The organism is Leclercia sp. LTM14 (genome assembly GCF_023736175.1).
Taxonomy (GTDB): domain Bacteria; phylum Pseudomonadota; class Gammaproteobacteria; order Enterobacterales; family Enterobacteriaceae; genus Enterobacter; species Enterobacter barmai.
Genome location: NZ_JAIKTT010000002.1, coordinates 224,741 through 242,429 on the forward strand (window position 1 = coordinate 224,741; position 17,689 = coordinate 242,429).

The window sequence follows — 17,689 nt, forward strand, 5'->3', positions numbered from 1 at the left end:
GCAAGCGCAGCGCCGCCGGGCAAAAAAAAGGGAAGGCTAAGCCTTCCCTTTTTAATTCACGCTTTTACCGTGATGTTTCTTCCACCAGCGGACCATCCCGCTTTTCATCATTCGGGTGTACCGGTGCGGTGCTGTGGATCTCATGCACGCGCTTACGCACGCCAAACCAGCCTGCTACCAGCAGAACCGCCAGCAGTGGAATAGTGGCGATGGTGTAAGTTCCGTTTGGATAATCGAACGCCATCAGCACCAGCACGCTGAACAGGAACAGTAGCGTCAGCCAGGAGGTGACCGGTGCGCCCGGCATTTTAAAACTGACGTCAGCCGCAGTGCCTTCTTTGATCGCTTTGCGCAGACGCATCTGGCACACCACGATAAAGGCCCAGGAGGCGATAATACCCAGCGCCGCGACGTTGAGGACGATCTCAAACACCTGCGACGGCACCAGATAGTTCAGGAACACGCCAAAGACGTAGACCACCAGCGTCGCCAGAATGCCCGCGTAAGGCACCTGCTGCTTGCTCATCTTCGACATAAACTTCGGCGCAGAGCCGCCCATCGACATGGAGCGCAGAATACGGCCCGTTGAATACAGACCGGAGTTCAGGCTGGAGAGCGCCGCCGTCAGGACCACGATGTTCATGATGCTGCCCACGTACGGCACGCCGAGCTTCGAGAAGAAGGTCACGAACGGGCTCTGGCCCGCCTGATAGGCGTTCCACGGCAGAAGCAGCACCAGCAGCACCACGGAGCCGACATAGAACAGGCCGATACGCCAGATCACGCTGTTGATCGCTTTCGGCACCATGTTCTCGGGATCTTTACATTCGCCCGCCGCCGTACCCACCAGTTCGATGGAGGCAAAGGCGAAGACCACGCCCTGGATCAGCACCAGCGCGGGCAGCAGGCCGTGCGGGAAGAAACCGCCATTATCGGTGATCAGATGGAAGCCGGTCATGTTGCCGTCCAGCGGTTTGCCGGTGCCGAGGAACACGGTACCCACCACCAGGAAGATGACGATCGCCAGTACTTTTACCAGCGCAAACCAGAACTCCATCTCGGCGAACCACTTCACGCCGATCATGTTCATGGTACCGACAATAGCCAGCGCGCCAAGGGCAAACACCCACTGCGGCACATCGCCAAACGCGCCCCAGTAGTGCATGTACAGTGCCACGGCGGTGATGTCGACGATCCCGGTCATCGCCCAGTTCACAAAGTACATCCAGCCCGCCACGTAGGCAGCCTTTTCACCGAGGAACTCACGGGCGTAGGAGACGAAGCTGCCACTGGACGGACGGTGTAACACCAGTTCGCCAAGGGCACGGAGAATAAAGAAGGAGAAGATCCCGCACACCAGATAGACCAGCGCGAGGGCCGGGCCCGCCATCTGCAGACGTGCGCCTGCGCCTAAAAACAGCCCGGTACCGATAGCGCCGCCGATGGCGATCATCTGCACCTGACGGTTGCCCATCGCCTTGTGATAGCCCTCTTCGTGGGCATTCAACCAGCGACGTTTCGCAGCATGATGATCGGCTGCGCTTTTATTGCTTGTTTTCATTGAGTTACCTGTTTACCTGTCAAAATCACTTTCATGATGTCCGTAACCCGCAGCGGCAATACAAACGATTGCTTCCGCGCGGAAATATTCTGCCTTTCCAGTCATTCTGCGTATGGATAAGGCAAAACATGGCGAAGCATCCTACCTGCAATTAATATTCGACGCAAAAAATAACGGAGTGAAAGTGATGCATATCGAAGTAAATAGTTCGTGCCGGTAATTGATGAACTCTGTTCATAACCAAAAGCAGTTTGTGGCTGTTGCAGACATAAATGAATCTGCCTATAGTGAATGCGTTCAGAGAAAAACGTATTGCAGCATCTGATGTCTCGCGTCGGAAAATAGATCAGCTATGCCGCAGCGCTTCTACCAGCAGGGCAAAGGCGGTGGTGTGCTGACGGCGGCTGGGGTAGTAAAGGTGATAGCCGTCAAACGCCGGACAGTACGCCTCCAGTACCCGTAACAGCCGCCCCTGGCTGATGGCCTCCTGCACCGTGTCCTCCGGGACATACGTCAGCCCCAGACCGGCCTCAGCGGCATCCAGTCGCTGGGGCAGGTTGTTCAGGGTGAGCTGCCCGTCCACACGGACGCGGATCTCCCGCCCCTCCTGAGTAAACTCCCACGCGTACAGACCGCCGCGCGTCGGCAGACGCATGTTGATGCAGCGGTGATCCGCCAGCTGTTCCGGGCTTTGCGGCTCACCAAAGCGGGCAAAATAGTCCGGGGAGCCGACCACCGCCATCCGCATATCCGGCGCGATGCGCACCGCAATCATATCCTTCGCCACCTGCTCGCCTAAGCGCACCCCGGCATCAAAACGCCCGTCGACGATATCCGTCAGGCCGTTATCCACCGTCACCTCCACATGAATGTCCGGGTACTGGGCCATAAAGGGCTTCAGCACCGGCCACAGCACCGCGCTCATGGCGTGCTCTCCGGCGGTAATGCGGATATTGCCCGCCGGTTTGTCACGCATATCGCGCAGGGCGGTCAGCTCCTGCTCGATCTCCAGCAGGTGCGGGCTGAGGCGCATAAACAGTTGTTCTCCCGCCTCGGTAGGGGCCACGCTGCGGGTAGTGCGGGTAAGCAGGCGCATATCCAGCCTGGCTTCGAGATTGCGCATGGCGTGGCTGAGGGCCGATTGCGACACGCCAAGCTGGGCCGCCGCGCGGGTGAAGCTGCGCTCGCGGGCAACCACCATAAACGACAGCAGATCGTTGAAGTTGTCTTTCAGCATCGCGTCTCTCCGGATATATGAATTTTGCTCATGGTTCCTTTCTGATTATGCAGTCTAATCCTCGCCGTTCGCATGCGCTACTGTTAACGCAACAGCAAACGAGGAGTCAGCATGAAAATTATCCGTAGTGGTTCATTACCGTCTGCCCGTGGCCCGGAAGCCTGGTTTACCGGCACCGTGCGCATCGACGCGCCGTTTCAGGCCACCGAACCGGCGAAAGTGGGTGGGGCGACCGTCACCTTCGAGCCGGGTGCGCGCACCGCATGGCACACCCATCCGCTGGGCCAGACCCTGATCGTCACCCAGGGGCGCGGCTGGTTACAGGAGTGGGGCAAAGAGGCAGAAGCACTCAATCAGGGAGATATCGCGTGGATCCCACCGGGCGTTAAGCACTGGCACGGCGCCTGCGCCCAGACGGCGATGACCCACATCGCCATTGCTGAAGCGGTGAACGGCAGCCCGGTGGAGTGGCTGGAAAAGGTTAGCGACGAGCAGTATCCGCAGGCGTAAACAGCCGATTTTTGATCAGCGCAACAAGCGAGACGTCGCCGGGATGAACGATGGCGTGCAGCGCCCGGGTGTAGTCCAGCACCAGCCCGGGCGTCCAGGCCATATTGGTGGCGCGTTTGCGCAACTGCGCGGCGATCCACAGTTCCGGTATAAACAGCAGGCGCACAAAGCCGCCCCGGGCGCAGCGCTCTTTTAGCGCGCCGTCCAGCGCCGCCTCCAGAGCATAGGCCACGCTGCTGGAGCAGTTGCGCCAGGTCAGGTTGTACGTTTCGGTTTGCCGGTACTGGGTCCAGAATCCGGTTAACGAGGCGGCATTAAAGGTCGAGAAGTGGATTTTGCGGTCCGACTCGCACCAGATCCCTGCCTCGTAGCGGTAGCTGGGCTGGTATTTTCCCGCCACGGTGTTCGCCTCCACGGCCTTCAGCAGGTTAAAGAACTCGGAAGGGGAACGGTCGATCTCCGCCGCCGGATAGAGGCTGATATAGAGTTCCGGCGGGCACTCAAGCGCCGCATGGCCGGTTGAGATCACGCCGTTGGCATCCACCGCGGCGATATAGCGGTTAATCACCGGACGCGGCAGGGTCTGCTGTTTTGCCGATCCTTCCGGGGTCCAGACGTGGACGATCAGCTGATTGCCCGACGTATTCGTAACGACAGGCGGCAGCGCCTCGCGCGGGCCGGGGATTAGCGCCTGCGGGGCGAGAATATCAAACACCGAGCGGCCGTGGCGGATCTGGCGCATGCGCAGGGAGAGGATGACCGACTGCACCCCGCCGGTAAGCATCACCATGCCGATAAACTGCGAGACGGTGCCGTCGTGCTCCGTAGGAAACGGCAGGAACAAGAAAATCGCAAACAGGATCTGCGCTACGCCTGCCATCAGGGCGCGTCGCCAGTGGCTGAACCGCACCACCACGGCAGAGGCGATGGTGAACAGGCCGGTAATGAAGTACGCAATGCCAAAGACGATGGCCAGCGCCAGGGTGCCGTCATGCCGCCCGGATAAAATCAAAATGGCGATCAGCAGAAACAGACCGCCCTTGAAGTAGAAGATCCCGCGCTGGGTTCCCTTCGCCGCCGAGCCCAGCGTCAGAGAAACCAGGCTGTCGAGGAGCAGAAACAGGCCAAAGACATGCAGCGGAAAATGCAGCCCGCCCTGTAAGCCGTCGATAAAAATCGCCAGTCCCAGTCCGCCCCACAGAACGCCCGCCAGCATAAATAAGGGGGCCGCTTTGCGGACAAACGCCGCCACGGCGAGTAAAAAGGCAATTTGCAGCATCGTTAACCCTCCTCCTGCGGCGTGGGCTGAAACAGGCTTCCTTTATCCTCAGACCAGAATGCCACAATCACCGGGCGATCCCTGTCCGCCATCAGCAGCATATTTCGCTCTGTTATCGCCACGGGCGGGTGGCCTGCAAGGGTCAGCGTAAAGCGAAATCGTTCGGCGACCGGCTGGCCTTTTGCCGTTGCCTGCCAGCGGGCGGCCATTTGCGCCTGCTGTTCCGGGTCGGGAATGCGGGAGAGCAGCGCCTCCCGGCTGTTAACCGGAGCTAATGCCGCGGCAAGTGTCGGGTCAGCATGGGGATCCCACGCCAGCCTGCCGGTCTCAGGATCGAGGGAGTAGGCAATACTCCGGGCCTGAATATCCCTTTGCCGGTGCGTTTTCTGGGCGCGGATAAAGACCAGAAGCAGGGCGGCGGCGGAGAGATAACACTGCGCCAGCAAAATCGACTCTTCAGCCGTCAGGCGGGCGAGCCAGAAGGGACCGGTTTCCCGCCAGGAGGCGTAGATCACCACCGCGCTGAACAGGATAAACGCCAGCGACGCCAGGCGATTACCGCACACCACGGTGGTGGCGGTGAGCAGAATTAGCGGCAGGCAGGCCAGAGAGTAGATCAGGGCGATATTGTCGCTGCGGTCGGGCACCTCGCTGAAGATAAACAGCGTGGCCAGCAGGATCGCGAACACCAGACAAACGCCCCCCAGCGACTCGCGCCGCGGGTCTTTATCCAGTGCCAGCAGACCCATCAGTGGCGGCGTGACGAACAGCGTGCCGGTAACGTTGGCGCTCCAGGCGAGCCAGAACCACGCCATCTGCAGGGTGCCCGCAAGGTAAGAGAGCCAGACGACGCCCGCCAGCGCGCTCAGGGTGCTGAAGACAACCGTGGCAATGATCCAGTTGACGATTTTGTGCAGCCGATCGTAACCCCGGGAGAAGTGGCGCACCGACCAGGCGATACCCAGATGGCTGAGGAGTGAAAACGTCCCCAGCACCAGCGATACGTGAAACGTATGGTGGAAGGTTATGCCCAGTGCAAGACGGGCGATAAACAGCACCAGCCCCAGCGCGAGCCACTGTTTTTTAGCGGTGAGCAGAAAAGCGGCGACGGCGACGCCAGATGGCAACCAGATAAAGGCGGTCCGGATGTCGGGCCCGTCAAGGAAGAGTGAGAGCCATCCCAGCAGATAATAGAGCGCCCCCCAGGCGAGCAGTGAGCACGCTAACGTCAGTTTCTCTGCATTCATTCAGGGCCCCCGGCGGCGATCGTCGCTATAAAAAGATATGACCTTTTCGCCGGGTTAGCCATTTTTGCGGCGGTGGTGTGTTGTCAGGAACAGGGCGTAAGATATCAGACCACGCAGCGACCATTCACTGAATCGCGGTAGATAAGGTGAATCCAAAACGCTACGATCGTTCGATTACCATCCAGATCATGCAGGATGCAACGTTGTGAATTTATTGGAGGGGAGGTTATTGCTTGCCAAAATATGAACTTAATTCCGCTGAAGAGCGTTACCAGCCTGGCTCAGATGACTCGGTTCTGGTGAACAGGTTAGGGATCATTGATGCCAGTGAAATGGATGCACTGGAGTCCGGCTTATTGCTGTTGCTGTATGAACAGCTGTTTATCGAAGACCGACCAACTGCACCGCTGACTTTTGAACATACCCGGGAGTGGCATCGCCAGTGGCTGGGGAATGTGTACGACTGGGCCGGGAGATTGCGCAATGCCAACCTAAGGAAAGACGGTTTTCAGTTTGCCGCAGCCGACAGGATCCCTTTACTGATTGCTGGCTTCGAGAAGCAGTTTCTTACCCGTTCCGACGGACTACAATCTCTGACTCGTATTGAGCTGGTGAAGTATCTGGCTGAATGTCATGTTGAGTTTATTTTAATCCATCCATTCAGAGAGGGTAATGGGCGTCTGTCGCGGCTACTTAGCGATGTAATGTCGGTTTTGGCGGGAAAAGGCGTACTGGATTACAGCCTGTGGGACGAGCATAAAGATTTCTATTTCAGGGCTATTCAGGCCGGTGTAGCGGGGAACTACAGCCCAATGATGCAACTGGTTAACGATATTTTGCCCGATTAACGGGCGAGACCAACGGCTTTAGCCTGAGCCAGATTCTGTTTAAGTTGCTGCTCAATTTTTTGCACAGACACGCCTGTTTCGATCGCTGTTGAACTGGCAACGGAACGATAAATTTGCGCTTTTGTGACGGTTTTTTTCTCATGCCAGTTACCTTCTGAACGATTCTGGAAATTCCAGGGATGAACATAACCTTTAGCAAGGTGGTTCGTCAATTTACCCAGGTCCAGATACCACTTCTCTTAATATTAGGGCGAAAATACATTTTCGCCCCCACGATCTTAGCCCCCGAACACCGCAATCGCCTGCTGCAGGCGGGTGGTGCGCTGGGTCAGGTGGTTAGCCGCCTGGGTGACGTGCTCCACCATCCCGCTGTTGTTGTGGGTCATCACCCCGATACGGGAAATGGATTCATTTATCAGGCTCAGGGCCTGGGTCTGCTCCTGGGTGGCGTGACCAATCTCTTTTATCAGAGATGACATATTCAGCACGTTGCCAATCATGGTGGTCAGCTGGGTTTCGGTCTGCTCCACCATATCGACTCCGGCATTGACGCTGGCGACGTTTTTCTCGATCAGCGCCGCGATCTCTTTCGCCGCAGAGGCTGAGTGCTGGGCCAGATTACGCACTTCTGCGGCCACCACCGCAAATCCGCGTCCGGCTTCACCGGCGCGGGCGGCTTCCACCGCGGCATTGAGCGCCAGGATATTGGTCTGGAAAGCGATACGGTCGATTACCGCGATGATATCGACGATCTGGCCGTTATCGCGCGAAACAGACTGCATCACGCCGATGGTCTGCTTCATCACCGCCTCGCCGCGGTAAGCGCTGGCGCTGGTCTGGTCGGCCATCTGGATCGCCTCTTCTGCGGTTTCGGCGGTCTGCTTAACCGCGCTGGCAATCTCTTCCACCGCGGCGGCGGTCTGCTGCAGATCGTCCGCCGTCTCCTCCGAGCGCGCCTGCAGCGCATCGCCTTCTTGCGCCACCTGCTGGCTGATATCGCGAATGCCGCCGATTTGGGCCCCGACATCATCCACCAGCGAGTTGAGGTTTAAGCCGGATTGATTAACCAGCCGCATCATTAAGCCTATTTCATCGACGCGATCGAAATGGCTGTGATCCGTTTTGCGACCCGAAACCACACGCTGCATCTGTTTTACGATGGTTTTTAACGGCTGACAAATCTGGTTGTTAAGAAACAGCCCAAGCATAATAAACAGCAGCGCCAGCCCCGCTGCCTGTATTATCCCGGCAGGAATAAATAAAGAAACGGCGAAAGTGAGCAGGGCGGTAATCCCAAGGGCGTAATTAACGCGTTTCGTGATTCTGAGCCGTTTAAATAGTGAAAGAAAAGAGAGCATGCCCCGGCGTACCAGCACGCCTTTATAAAAACGGTGGCCTTTTAACTCATTATTTCGCACCCGCTCGTAAACCGCTTCACTGGCGTCAATCTCCTGGCGCGAGGGTATATTTCGCACCGAGATATAACCGGTCAGGGCGTCATTTTGATAAACCGGCGTCACGTTGGCCCGCACCCAGTAATGATCCCCGTTGTGACGACGGTTCTTCACCATGCCGGTCCAGCTCTCGCCCTGCTGCAGGGTAAACCACATATCGCCGAACGCCTCCGGGGGCATATCCGGGTGGCGGATCACATTATGGGGCTCACCAATAAGATGTTCTTCTTTATAACCACTGGCATCAATAAAGGCTGAATTCGCGTACGTAATATGACTTTGTGTATCGGTGGTCGACATTAAGGTCGAGCCTTCGTTAAGCAAATACTCGTTTTGTGTAACGTGAATGTTACGCCTCATGAATAACTCCGGGTGATGTCTGAGTAAAGTAAAGCCGCCCAAAAAGAGTTCAGGCAAGAGAAAATTGTTATTTTTAAAAAGAACGGACGGCGTATTCTCCACAAAATCTAATCAGTTGGATAGCGTCACAATTAACTATTTTTTATCTGTTAACGGCATCTGATGTAATAAAAATGCAATCAACAAAGCGCAGATATTAAGTCCGACGGGGAATAACCCGACTTAAGCCAAATATAAAGGAATTAATGGATCCATGACAAAACCGGACTACCAGAAATAGCGTTTCATTAACACTGATTAAACATTATGATATTGACCCCGTTATCCGATCCGCGATGAAACGATGAAAATTAATATTATTGGCACCAGCGGCAGCGGGAAAAGCACCCTGGCCCGCAGAATTGCCGCCGAACTGGCGCTTCCCTGTATCGAAATGGACACCCTGTACTGGCGCCCTGACTGGCAGGGCACCCCGGATGACGTCCTCTTCGCGAAGCTGGAGACCGCCCTCAGCGCCAGCCCCGGCTGGGTGCTGGACGGTAACTACAACCGCACCCGGCCCGTGAAGTGGCGTGAGGTCGATCTGGTGGTGTGGGTGGATTACGGCTTCGCCCGCACCCTGCGACAGGCGGTGACCCGCGCCGCGAAACGCGCCTGGACGCAGCAGGAATTGTGGCCCGGTACCGGCAACCGGGAGAGCTTTCGCCGCTCCTTCTTCAGCCGTGATTCAATCCTGCTGTGGACCATCAAAACCTGGCGCAGCAACCGGGCCCGCTATGAATCAGACATGCACAACCCGAACTATGCCCACATCCGCTTCGTGCGCATCACCTCCCGTCAGCAGGCCGACGCCCTGATCGCCGGGCTGCGTTCTTCGCTGTAATCCAGTGCTGTATATCTGAAATCCGGCAAACCAAATGTAAATTAATTGTTTCTCAGAGGTGAAATCGCCCTTTAATAATGGCGACATGTTTAGTCAAACGAGATTGCAACATGTCCTGGCGAATCAGCATTCTGGATAAAAGTCCTGTCGCAGAACACGAAACGGCCGCCGATGCGCTGGCGCGCACCTTGAGCCTGGCGCAGCAGGCCGAAACCCTGGGTTATCACCGCTTCTGGATTGCCGAACACCACAATACCCCTCAGCTGGCGAGCCCATCGCCGGAGCTGCTGATTGCCTGGATCCTGGGGCAAACGCGTCGCATTCGCGTCGGCTCCGGCGGGGTGATGCTGCAACACTACAGCCCGTACAAAGTGGCGGAAAACTTCAACCTGCTGGCGGCCATCGCCCCCGGTCGGGTGGATCTGGGCGTCGGCAAAGCGCCCGGCGGTCTTCCGCTCTCGACCCGGGCGTTACAGCTCGGCCTCAGCCAGCAGGAGAAGGGCGATTTCGCGTCCCAGTTGGCTCAGTTGAACGGCTGGATCAAGCCGACGTCACAGGAGGAGGCGGTTCGCGCCACCCCGCAGCCGCAGGTGCCTGCGGCGGGTTTCCTGCTGGGAGCCAGCACGGAGAGCGCGCGCCTTGCCGCCAGCCTCGACTGGGACTTTGTGTTTGCCGCCCATCTGAATGGCGATCCCGATCTGCTGCGCGAGGTGATTGGCACCTGGCGCGCCCACAGCGCCCGGGAGGTGATTGTCGCGGTGCAGGCCATCGTGGCCCCAACCCAGGAGCAGGCCGAATCGCTGGCAAGCGCAGTAGAAGTGTGGGGCGTTGAGCTTGCCAACGGCCAGCGCGTAACTGTCGCCAGCGAAGAGCAGGCTTACGCCTTTGCCCGTCAGGCGGGCAGCGAGCCGCTGCGTATCGCCCGTCGCGCCCAGTCTTTGCTGGCAGGCACCGCCGAATCCGTACTCGAACAGCTGGAGGCGCAGCATCAGCAGTGGGGCATTGATGAGTTCATCATCGATACCCCGGTCGCCGACGGCGCGGCCCGCGTGCAGTCCCTGCGACTGCTGGCCCAGGCCCGACAGCTGCGGGAGGTGGCGGTATGAGCCTCGAACAACAGCTGATCGCCTGGCGCCGCGAGTTGCACCAGAACCCGGAGCTCTCCGGCGAAGAAGTGGAAACCACCGCCCGCCTGCGTCAGTGGCTGAGGGATGCCGGGATTAAGGTTCTGCCTTACGACCTGGCGACCGGCGTAGTGGCCGAAGTGGGCAAGGGCGACAAACAGATCGCCCTGCGGGCGGATATTGATGCCCTGCCGATTGAGGAGCGCAGCGGCGTGGCCTTTACCTCTCAGCGCGCCGGCGTCATGCACGCCTGCGGCCACGACGTTCACACCAGCGTGATCCTCGGCGCGGCCCTGAAGCTAAAAGCGCGTGAAAGCGAGCTTAACGGCAGTGTGCGGATCCTGTTCCAGCCCGCGGAGGAGAACTTCGGCGGCGCGAAAAGCCTGGTCCGCGCCGGTGCCCTGCGCGACGTCAGCGCCATCTTCGGCATGCATAACGAGCCGGGCTTACCGGTGGGGCACTTTGCCACCCGTGGCGGCCCGTTCTACGCCAACGTCGACCGCTTTGTATTTCGCATTACCGGCAAAGGGGCGCATGCCGCACGCCCGCATGAAGGTAACGACGCCATCGTGATCGCCAGCCAGCTGGTGACTGCGCTGCAAAGCGTCGCCAGCCGCAACGTAAACACGCTTGATTCGGTGGTGCTGAGCGTGACGCGCATTACCGGGGGCAACACCTGGAACGTCCTGCCGGAAAGCGTCGAGCTGGAAGGCACCCTCAGAACCCATCGCACCGAAGTGCAGCAGAACGTGAAGGCCCGGGTGGCGGAGATCGCCGCCGGGTTCGCCAGCGCCTTTAACGCGCAGATCGATATCACCTGGTACGCCGGGCCCACCGCGCTGGTCAACGATGCGACCTGGGCCGAGTTCGCCACCTCGGTGGCGCGGGAAACCGGCTACGAAACGCAGCAGGCCGAGCTGCACATGGGCGGGGAGGATTTCGCCGTCTACCTGCAGCAGATCCCCGGCGCCTTCGTCAGCATCGGCAGCGCCAGCCAGTATGGTTTGCATCATCCGGCCTTTAACCCGGACGAAGCCTTAATCGAACCCGCCGCGCGATACTTCGCCCGGCTTGCGGAAAAAGCACTGAATCAACTTTAAGGGTAAGGAGTGAATATGTCCGCAACACGACAGCTGCGTCTTGGCACCATATTGCACGGCGCATCGGGGAACATGTCGGCCTGGCGTCACGCGGCGGCTCCCGCCGATGCCAGCATCAATTTTGAATTCGTCAAAGAGACGGCCCTGAAGGCCGAAGCGGGCAAGCTCGACTTTATCTTTGTCGCCGACGGCCTGTACATCAACGAGAAGTCGATCCCGCATTTCCTCAACCGCTTTGAGCCCCTCACCGTGCTGTCGGCGCTGGCGACCGTCACCTCACGGCTGGGGCTGGTGGGGACCTTGTCCACCTCCTACAGCGAGCCTTTCACCGTGGCGCGCCAGTTTGCCAGCCTCGATCACCTGAGCAACGGCCGGGCAGGCTGGAACGTGGTGACGTCGCCGCTGGAAGGGTCGGCGAAGAACTTCTCCCGCGACAAGCACCCCGAGCACGCCCTGCGTTACCGCATCGCCGATGAGTATCTCGACGTGGTGAAAGGGCTGTGGGATTCCTGGGAGGGCGATGCCTTTGTGCGCAACAAAGAGACCGGGCAGTTCTTCGACCCTGAAAAGCTGCACACCCTCGATCACCACGGTGATTTCTTTAAGGTGGCGGGGCCGTTGAACATTGGCCGCACCCCACAGGGCAGGCCGATTGTCTTCCAGGCCGGGGCCTCTGACGACGGCAAAAAGCTGGCGGCGAAACATGCCGACGCCATCTTCACCCATCACGAAACCTTTGAGGAGGCCCAGGCGTTCTGGCACGACGTGAAAAGCCAGCTCAAACAGCATGGTCGCAGTGCCGACGAGCTGCACATTTTCCAGGGGGTGAGCGTCATTGTCGGAAACGATGCCGACGACGTGGAGGAGCAGTACCAGACCACCGCGGCGCTGGTCTCGATCAACGATGCCCTGAACTATCTTGGCCGCTACTTCGAGCATCACGACTTCAGCCAGTACCCGCTGGATGAGGCCTTTCCGGATATCGGCGATCTGGGCAAAAACAGCTTCCGCAGCACCACGGACGAGATCAAACGCAACGCCCGGGAGCGCAACTTAACCCTGCGTCAGGTGGCGCTGGAAGCCGCCTCGCCGCGCCCGCGTTTTTCCGGCACCCCGGAGCAGGTGGCCGACGGCCTGCAGCAGTGGTTTGAAGGCTATGCGGCGGACGGCTTTATCATCCAGGGCGGCACGCCGGACACCTTCCCGCGTTTTGTTGACCAGGTGGTGCCGCTGTTACAGGCGCGCGGCCTGTTCCGCACTGAATATCCCGGCACCACCCTGCGTGAGAGCCTGGGGTTAGTGCAGCCTGTAAATCAGTTCACACAACAATAATGAAATCTTAAGAGAACCTGCCATGAAAAAATCATCGCTTATTCTGGCGCTCGCGCTGGCCTTTACCCCTGCCGTCTGGGCAGAGAACGTCAATATCAACGGCACCGGGGTGAGCCTCGAGGCCAACAAAACGCCGATCAACACCGCAAAAAACCCGGAAGCTATCGCCCAGCTCCCGGCCAGCTTCAAGCCGGTGGTGCCGGGAAAATTCACCGTGGCGATCGCCGGGCTCAGCCAGCCGCCGCTGACGGTGTTTGCCGATGACAACAAAACCCTGATTGGCAGCGAGGCCGATATTGCCCGCCTGGTGGCTGACAGCCTCGGGCTGGAGCTGAATGTGGTGCCGACCTCCTGGGAGGACTGGCCGCTGGGCGTGACGTCCGGGAAATACGACGCGGCGATCAGCAACATCACCGTCACCAAAGAGCGCAAAGAGAAGTTCGACTTTGCCACCTACCGCAAAGACTCGCTGGGCTTCTACGTGAAATCCACCAGTCCAATCAAGAAACTTGAGACGGCGGAAGACATCGCCGGGCTGCGGATTATTGTGGGTTCCGGCACCAACCAGGAAGCGATCCTGCTGGCGTGGGATGCCGAAAACCAGAAGAAGGGGCTGAAGCCGTTCACGCCGATCTACACCAAGGATGATGCCGCCCAGACGCTGGCGCTGCAGTCTGGCCGCGCGGACGCCTACTTTGGCCCGAACGTGATTGGTGCCTGGAAAGCAGCCCTGAACGGGAAGACCAAACTGGTGGGCAGCGTGGACGGCGGCTGGCCGAAAGCGGCGCACATCGCCGTGACCCTGAAAAAAGGCAGCGGCCTGGCGGAGCCGGTGCAGACCGCGCTCAACGGCGTGATCAAGAACGGCGACTACGACAAGGTGCTGAACCGCTGGGGTGAAGGCGTGGAGCGCATCCCGAATTCAGAAGTTAACCCGGCCGGCCTCGGCGACTAAGGAGATCCCATGAGCGACCTTTTTCGCGACGTATCGCCGGAGGACGCCGATCTTCAGCCCATTATCGAGGGGCTGTTCGGCGAGTACGCGGCGCGCTACGGCGATTACTTCTCTAAAGATGCCGAGGTGGAACTGACCGAGTGGTATCTGGCGCCTCAGGGGCTGTTTATTGTGCTGGAGCGCGACGGAAAAATTATCGCCACCGGCGCATATAAACCTTTCGATGCGCAGACCGCTGAGATCAAACGTATCTGGACCGACAAATCCCTGCGTCAGCAGGGGCTTGCCGCCCGGGTTGTGCAGGAGCTGGAGCGGCGGGCTGTGCTTGCCGGCTACAGCCAGATCTACCTCACCACCGGCTTTCGCCAGCCGGAAGCGGTACGGCTCTACCTGAGCCAGGGCTACGCGGCGCAGTTCGACCTGTCCCGCGACCCGGAAGAGTACAGCCAGCCGCCGTTCGATGGACGGCTGCGCTTCACCAAAACGCTGGTACGCGAAGCGTTCAGTAAATCGGCATGAGGAACGACAATGAGCAACGTTGAAACCATCAAAGTGGTCCCGGCGCGCTACCCGCTGCGCACCGCTGGCGCCGTTGTCGCGCTGTTTGTGCTGGCGGTGGTCATCCAGTCGGTGGCCTTTAATCCGCGCTGGGAATGGGCGGTCTTTGCCCGCTGGTTCTTTGACCCGGTGATCCTCGAAGGGGTGGGGCAGACGCTGCTGCTGACGCTGATCGGCACCGCGCTCAGCGTGGTGATCGGCGGCATGCTGGCGCTGGCACGGCTCTCCTCCTCGTGGCTGCTGAGCAGCCTGGCGTGGGGCTATATCTGGCTGTTCCGCTCCCTGCCGCTGATTGTGGTCCTGATCATCCTCTACAACTTCTCCTATCTGTACGACACGCTCTCCCTTGGCGTGCCTTTTACCGGCATCACCTGGGGCAGCTTTGAAACGATCAACGTACTGGGGCAATTCTCCACCGCGGTGGTCGGGCTGACGCTGGTGCAGAGCGCCTATACCGCGGAGATCATTCGCGGCGGCTTTTTAGGGGTCGATCACGGCCAGTACGAAGCCGCCGCAGCGCTGGGTCTACCGGCCTCGCGCCGCACCCTGCGCATCATTCTGCCCCAGGCGCTGCGCACCATTCTCCGGCCGGGTTCAACGAAATTATCAGCCTCGCCAAGGGCACGGCGATGGTGTACGTCCTGGCGATGCCGGAACTGTTCTACACCATCCAGATGATCTACAACCGCACCCAGGAGGTGATCCCGCTGCTGATGGTCGGTGCCGTCTGGTATCTGGTGATCACCACCGTGCTCTCCGCCATTCAGCATCTGGTTGAACGCGGTCTGGCCCGCAGCGAGCGACGCTCGGCGGTGAACAGCACCCGCGCCACCCGCAGCCGTTCCGTGACCACCCAATCGACGCAGGAGCCCGTACATGCAAGCCTCTCCTGAAGGACATATTTCCATTACCGGCGTAAGCAAGTTTTTTGGCCGCCACAAGGCGCTGGATAACGTCTCGCTGGAGATCCCCCCGGGCTCGGTAACGGTGATCCTCGGGCCGTCCGGCTCGGGTAAATCGACTTTGCTGCGCACCATCAACCACCTTGAGCGCGTGGATGAAGGCTTTATCCAGATTGACGGGGACTACATCGGCTATCACCGGGAGGGCAACACGCTCTACGAGCTGAAGGAGAAGGCAATTCTCAAGCAGCGCGTTAACGTGGGCTACGTGTTCCAGAACTTCAACCTGTTCCCGCATCTGACGGTGCTGGAGAACCTGATTGAGGCCCCCATCGCCCATAAACAGCTGAGCCGTAAAGCGGCCATCGAGCGGGCTTACGATCTGCTGGACGTGGTGGGGCTGCGGGATAAAGCCGACGCCTGGTCGCGCCATCTTTCCGGCGGTCAGCAGCAGCGTATCGCCATTGCCCGCGCTCTGGCGCTGCGCCCACGGGTGATCCTGTTTGATGAACCGACCTCGGCGCTGGACCCGGAACTGGTGGGCGAAGTGCTGGACGTCATCAAAAAGCTGGCCCGCTCCGGCACTACGCTGGTGGTGGTGACCCATGAGATTGGCTTTGCCCGTGAAGTGGCGGATCAGGTGGTGTTTATGGTCGATGGCAAAATTGTTGAGCAGGGTAGCAGCGACGAGGTGTTGAACCGTCCGTCCCACGCCCGAACGCGGCAGTTCCTGTCCAAAGTGCTTTGAGGAGAGAAGATGAAAAAGGGAGTACTGGCATTGTTAATGGTGGCCTCTGCAAGCCACGCGGAGATTGATTTAAAGGCCAACGAGCAGCCGCTGCCGGTGACGGTAGACCCACAGGCGGTGGCGAAGATCCCGGCCAGCTATAAGTTTGTTGAGCCGGGAACCTTAACCGTGGCGATATCGGCCCTCAACTCGCCGCCGCTGGCGTTGCTGGCCAGTGACAACCGTACCCGCATCGGCAGCGACCCGGACATCGCCCGGCTGCTGGCGGGCAGCCTCGGCTTAAAGCTCAAACTGGTGCCGACGGCGTGGGAGGACTGGCCGCTGGGCATCACCTCCGGGCGCTATGACGTGGCGCTGGTGAACATTGCGGTGACCGAGCAGCGTAAACAGAAGTTTGATTTCGCCACCTATCGCGTCGATAACCTGGCCTTCTCGGTGAAATCCACCAGTGACGTGCAGACGATCAAAAACGCCGCCGATCTGGCGGGCAAGAAGGTGATTGTCGGGTCCGGCACCAACCAGGAACGCATCCTGCTGGGCTGGAACGAGGAGAACAAAAACGCCGGGCGCGAGCCTGCGCTACCGGTTTACCTGACCGACGATGCCTCCGGCAATCTCTATATTCAGTCCGGCAGGGCGGATGTGTTCTTTGGCCCGCAGTCGGTCTCGGCCTATAAAGCGGCGCTGACCGGCAAAACAAAGGTGGTGGGGCTGGGGCCGAAAAAAGCCTATGTGGCGACCACCACCAAAAAGGGTAACGAGCTGGTGTATGCCTTACAGGCCGCGCTGGACGGGGCTATCCAGCGGGGTGAATACCAGCAGGTGCTGGCGCGCTGGGGCGAACAGGGTGAAGCGGTGGCGCAGTCGGTGGTCAATCCGCCGGGGATCACCTACTGATGCTGCTCTACACTTAGGGTTTTGACCCGCAAGTGGAGAGAGCATGATTAAAGTCTATGGCGTACCGGGCTGGGGCTCAGCCATCAGTGAGGTGATGCTGACCCTGGCCGACATTCCCTATCAGTTCATCGACGTCGAGGGTTTCGATAAACCGGGTGCCACGCGAGAGCTGCTGGAAAAACTCAATCCTCTGTGTCAGGTCCCGACCCTCGAGCTGGAAAATGGCGAGATCATGACAGAAACGGCGGCGATCGCGTTGATGATCCTCGACCGCTGTCCGGAGCTGGCGCCCCCGGTCGGACGCGCGGAGCGTCAGCAGTTTCAGCGCCTGCTGATCTGGCTGGTCGCTAACGTTTATCCCACTTTTACCTATGCGGATTACCCGGAGCGTTGGGCGCCGGATGCGCCTGACCAGTTGCAAAAAACTGCATTGAATACCGTAAATCGCTCTATCTGTGGCTGGATAATCACCTGAAGGCCGCCCCCTATGCCTTTGGCGAAGAGATCACGCTGGTGGACTGCTACCTGTGCGTGATGCGCATCTGGGGACCCCGCCCGGACTGGTTTGCCGCCGACACGCCGAACATCACGGCGATTGCCGATAGCCTGTGCAAGCTCCCGAAACTGCACAAGGTGCTAAAAGACAACCACATTCTCTGCTAGTCTGGAATGCACATTCAAAAGGAGCCCTGCA

14 protein-coding genes and 3 pseudogenes are annotated in these 17,689 nt (G+C 59.2%); 11 read left to right on the forward strand and 6 right to left on the reverse strand.

From position 1 onward, the window contains the following. Positions 1 to 64 precede the first annotated feature (64 nt). Positions 65 to 1,561: an L-asparagine permease gene (ansP, locus tag K5I40_RS05435; RefSeq protein ID WP_138369026.1), complete on the reverse strand. Its 1,497-nt coding sequence runs from the start codon at positions 1,559 to 1,561 to the stop codon at positions 65 to 67. A gap of 346 nt (positions 1,562 to 1,907) precedes the next feature. Further along, on the reverse strand, positions 1,908 to 2,798 hold the full coding sequence (locus K5I40_RS05440) for a LysR family transcriptional regulator (protein ID WP_223075318.1): 891 nt from the start codon (positions 2,796 to 2,798) through the stop codon (positions 1,908 to 1,910). Positions 2,799 to 2,909: 111 nt separating this feature from the next. Here K5I40_RS05440 and K5I40_RS05445 point away from each other — a divergent pair, with 111 nt between their 5' ends. After that, positions 2,910 to 3,308: a cupin domain-containing protein gene (locus K5I40_RS05445; RefSeq protein ID WP_139565159.1), complete on the forward strand. Its 399-nt coding sequence runs from the start codon at positions 2,910 to 2,912 to the stop codon at positions 3,306 to 3,308. On the opposite strand, the gene K5I40_RS05450 is transcribed toward K5I40_RS05445, so the two are convergent. Both K5I40_RS05450 and K5I40_RS05455 read right to left on the reverse strand, forming a co-directional pair. After that, positions 3,280 to 4,587: an HdeD family acid-resistance protein gene (locus K5I40_RS05450; protein ID WP_223075317.1), complete on the reverse strand. Its 1,308-nt coding sequence runs from the start codon at positions 4,585 to 4,587 to the stop codon at positions 3,280 to 3,282. The genes K5I40_RS05445 and K5I40_RS05450 overlap by 29 nt on opposite strands. 2 nt (positions 4,588 to 4,589) lie before the next feature. Next, positions 4,590 to 5,834 (reverse strand): MASE1 domain-containing protein, encoded by a 1,245-nt coding sequence (locus tag K5I40_RS05455; protein ID WP_223075316.1) that lies wholly within the window; start codon positions 5,832 to 5,834, stop codon positions 4,590 to 4,592. Positions 5,835 to 6,067: 233 nt separating this feature from the next. On the opposite strand from K5I40_RS05455, the gene K5I40_RS05460 reads away from it, so the two are divergent. Further along, complete coding sequence (locus K5I40_RS05460) at positions 6,068 to 6,682, forward strand: Fic family protein (protein ID WP_223075315.1); 615 nt, start codon at positions 6,068 to 6,070, stop codon at positions 6,680 to 6,682. Here the strand turns inward: K5I40_RS05460 and K5I40_RS05465 are convergent. Both K5I40_RS05465 and K5I40_RS05470 read right to left on the reverse strand, forming a co-directional pair. Further along, positions 6,679 to 6,894, reverse strand: a complete 216-nt coding sequence (locus K5I40_RS05465; RefSeq protein WP_251929606.1) for a hypothetical protein — start codon at positions 6,892 to 6,894, stop codon at positions 6,679 to 6,681. The two genes, K5I40_RS05460 and K5I40_RS05465, sit on opposite strands and share 4 nt — an antisense overlap. A 66-nt stretch (positions 6,895 to 6,960) precedes the next feature. After that, the gene (locus K5I40_RS05470) at positions 6,961 to 8,496 is read right to left on the reverse strand and encodes a methyl-accepting chemotaxis protein (RefSeq protein ID WP_223075314.1); all 1,536 of its coding nucleotides are present in this window, start codon (positions 8,494 to 8,496) and stop codon (positions 6,961 to 6,963) included. Between the two features lie 343 nt (positions 8,497 to 8,839). Between K5I40_RS05470 and K5I40_RS05475 the strand changes: the two genes are divergently transcribed. From K5I40_RS05475 to K5I40_RS05515, 9 genes and pseudogenes are all read left to right on the forward strand, one after another. Next, positions 8,840 to 9,379, forward strand: coding sequence for an adenylate kinase (locus K5I40_RS05475; RefSeq protein WP_039028685.1), 540 nt, complete (start codon positions 8,840 to 8,842; stop codon positions 9,377 to 9,379). A 110-nt stretch (positions 9,380 to 9,489) separates the two neighbouring features. Next, complete coding sequence (locus K5I40_RS05480; RefSeq protein WP_223075313.1) at positions 9,490 to 10,485, forward strand: LLM class flavin-dependent oxidoreductase; 996 nt, start codon at positions 9,490 to 9,492, stop codon at positions 10,483 to 10,485. Continuing rightward, positions 10,482 to 11,603 (forward strand): amidohydrolase, encoded by a 1,122-nt coding sequence (locus K5I40_RS05485; RefSeq protein ID WP_223075312.1) that lies wholly within the window; start codon positions 10,482 to 10,484, stop codon positions 11,601 to 11,603. The genes K5I40_RS05480 and K5I40_RS05485 overlap by 4 nt, the downstream gene beginning before the upstream one ends. Positions 11,604 to 11,618: 15 nt before the next feature. Then, positions 11,619 to 13,890: pseudogene (locus K5I40_RS05490) on the forward strand (NtaA/DmoA family FMN-dependent monooxygenase). A 9-nt stretch (positions 13,891 to 13,899) separates the two neighbouring features. Next, positions 13,900 to 14,409, forward strand: a complete 510-nt coding sequence (locus tag K5I40_RS05495; protein WP_039028690.1) for a GNAT family N-acetyltransferase — start codon at positions 13,900 to 13,902, stop codon at positions 14,407 to 14,409. 9 nt (positions 14,410 to 14,418) lie between these two features. Further along, positions 14,419 to 15,341, forward strand: a pseudogene (locus tag K5I40_RS05500) (amino acid ABC transporter permease). Beyond that, positions 15,325 to 16,098, forward strand: coding sequence for an amino acid ABC transporter ATP-binding protein (locus K5I40_RS05505; protein ID WP_223075310.1), 774 nt, complete (start codon positions 15,325 to 15,327; stop codon positions 16,096 to 16,098). The pseudogene K5I40_RS05500 and the gene K5I40_RS05505 overlap by 17 nt, the downstream one beginning before the upstream one ends. A 9-nt stretch (positions 16,099 to 16,107) precedes the next feature. Next, a complete protein-coding gene (locus K5I40_RS05510; protein WP_223075309.1) occupies positions 16,108 to 16,995 on the forward strand; it encodes a transporter substrate-binding domain-containing protein in 888 nt (295 codons plus the stop codon). A gap of 43 nt (positions 16,996 to 17,038) precedes the next feature. Next, a pseudogene (locus tag K5I40_RS05515) lies at positions 17,039 to 17,658 on the forward strand (glutathione S-transferase family protein). Positions 17,659 to 17,689: the final 31 nt, after the last annotated feature.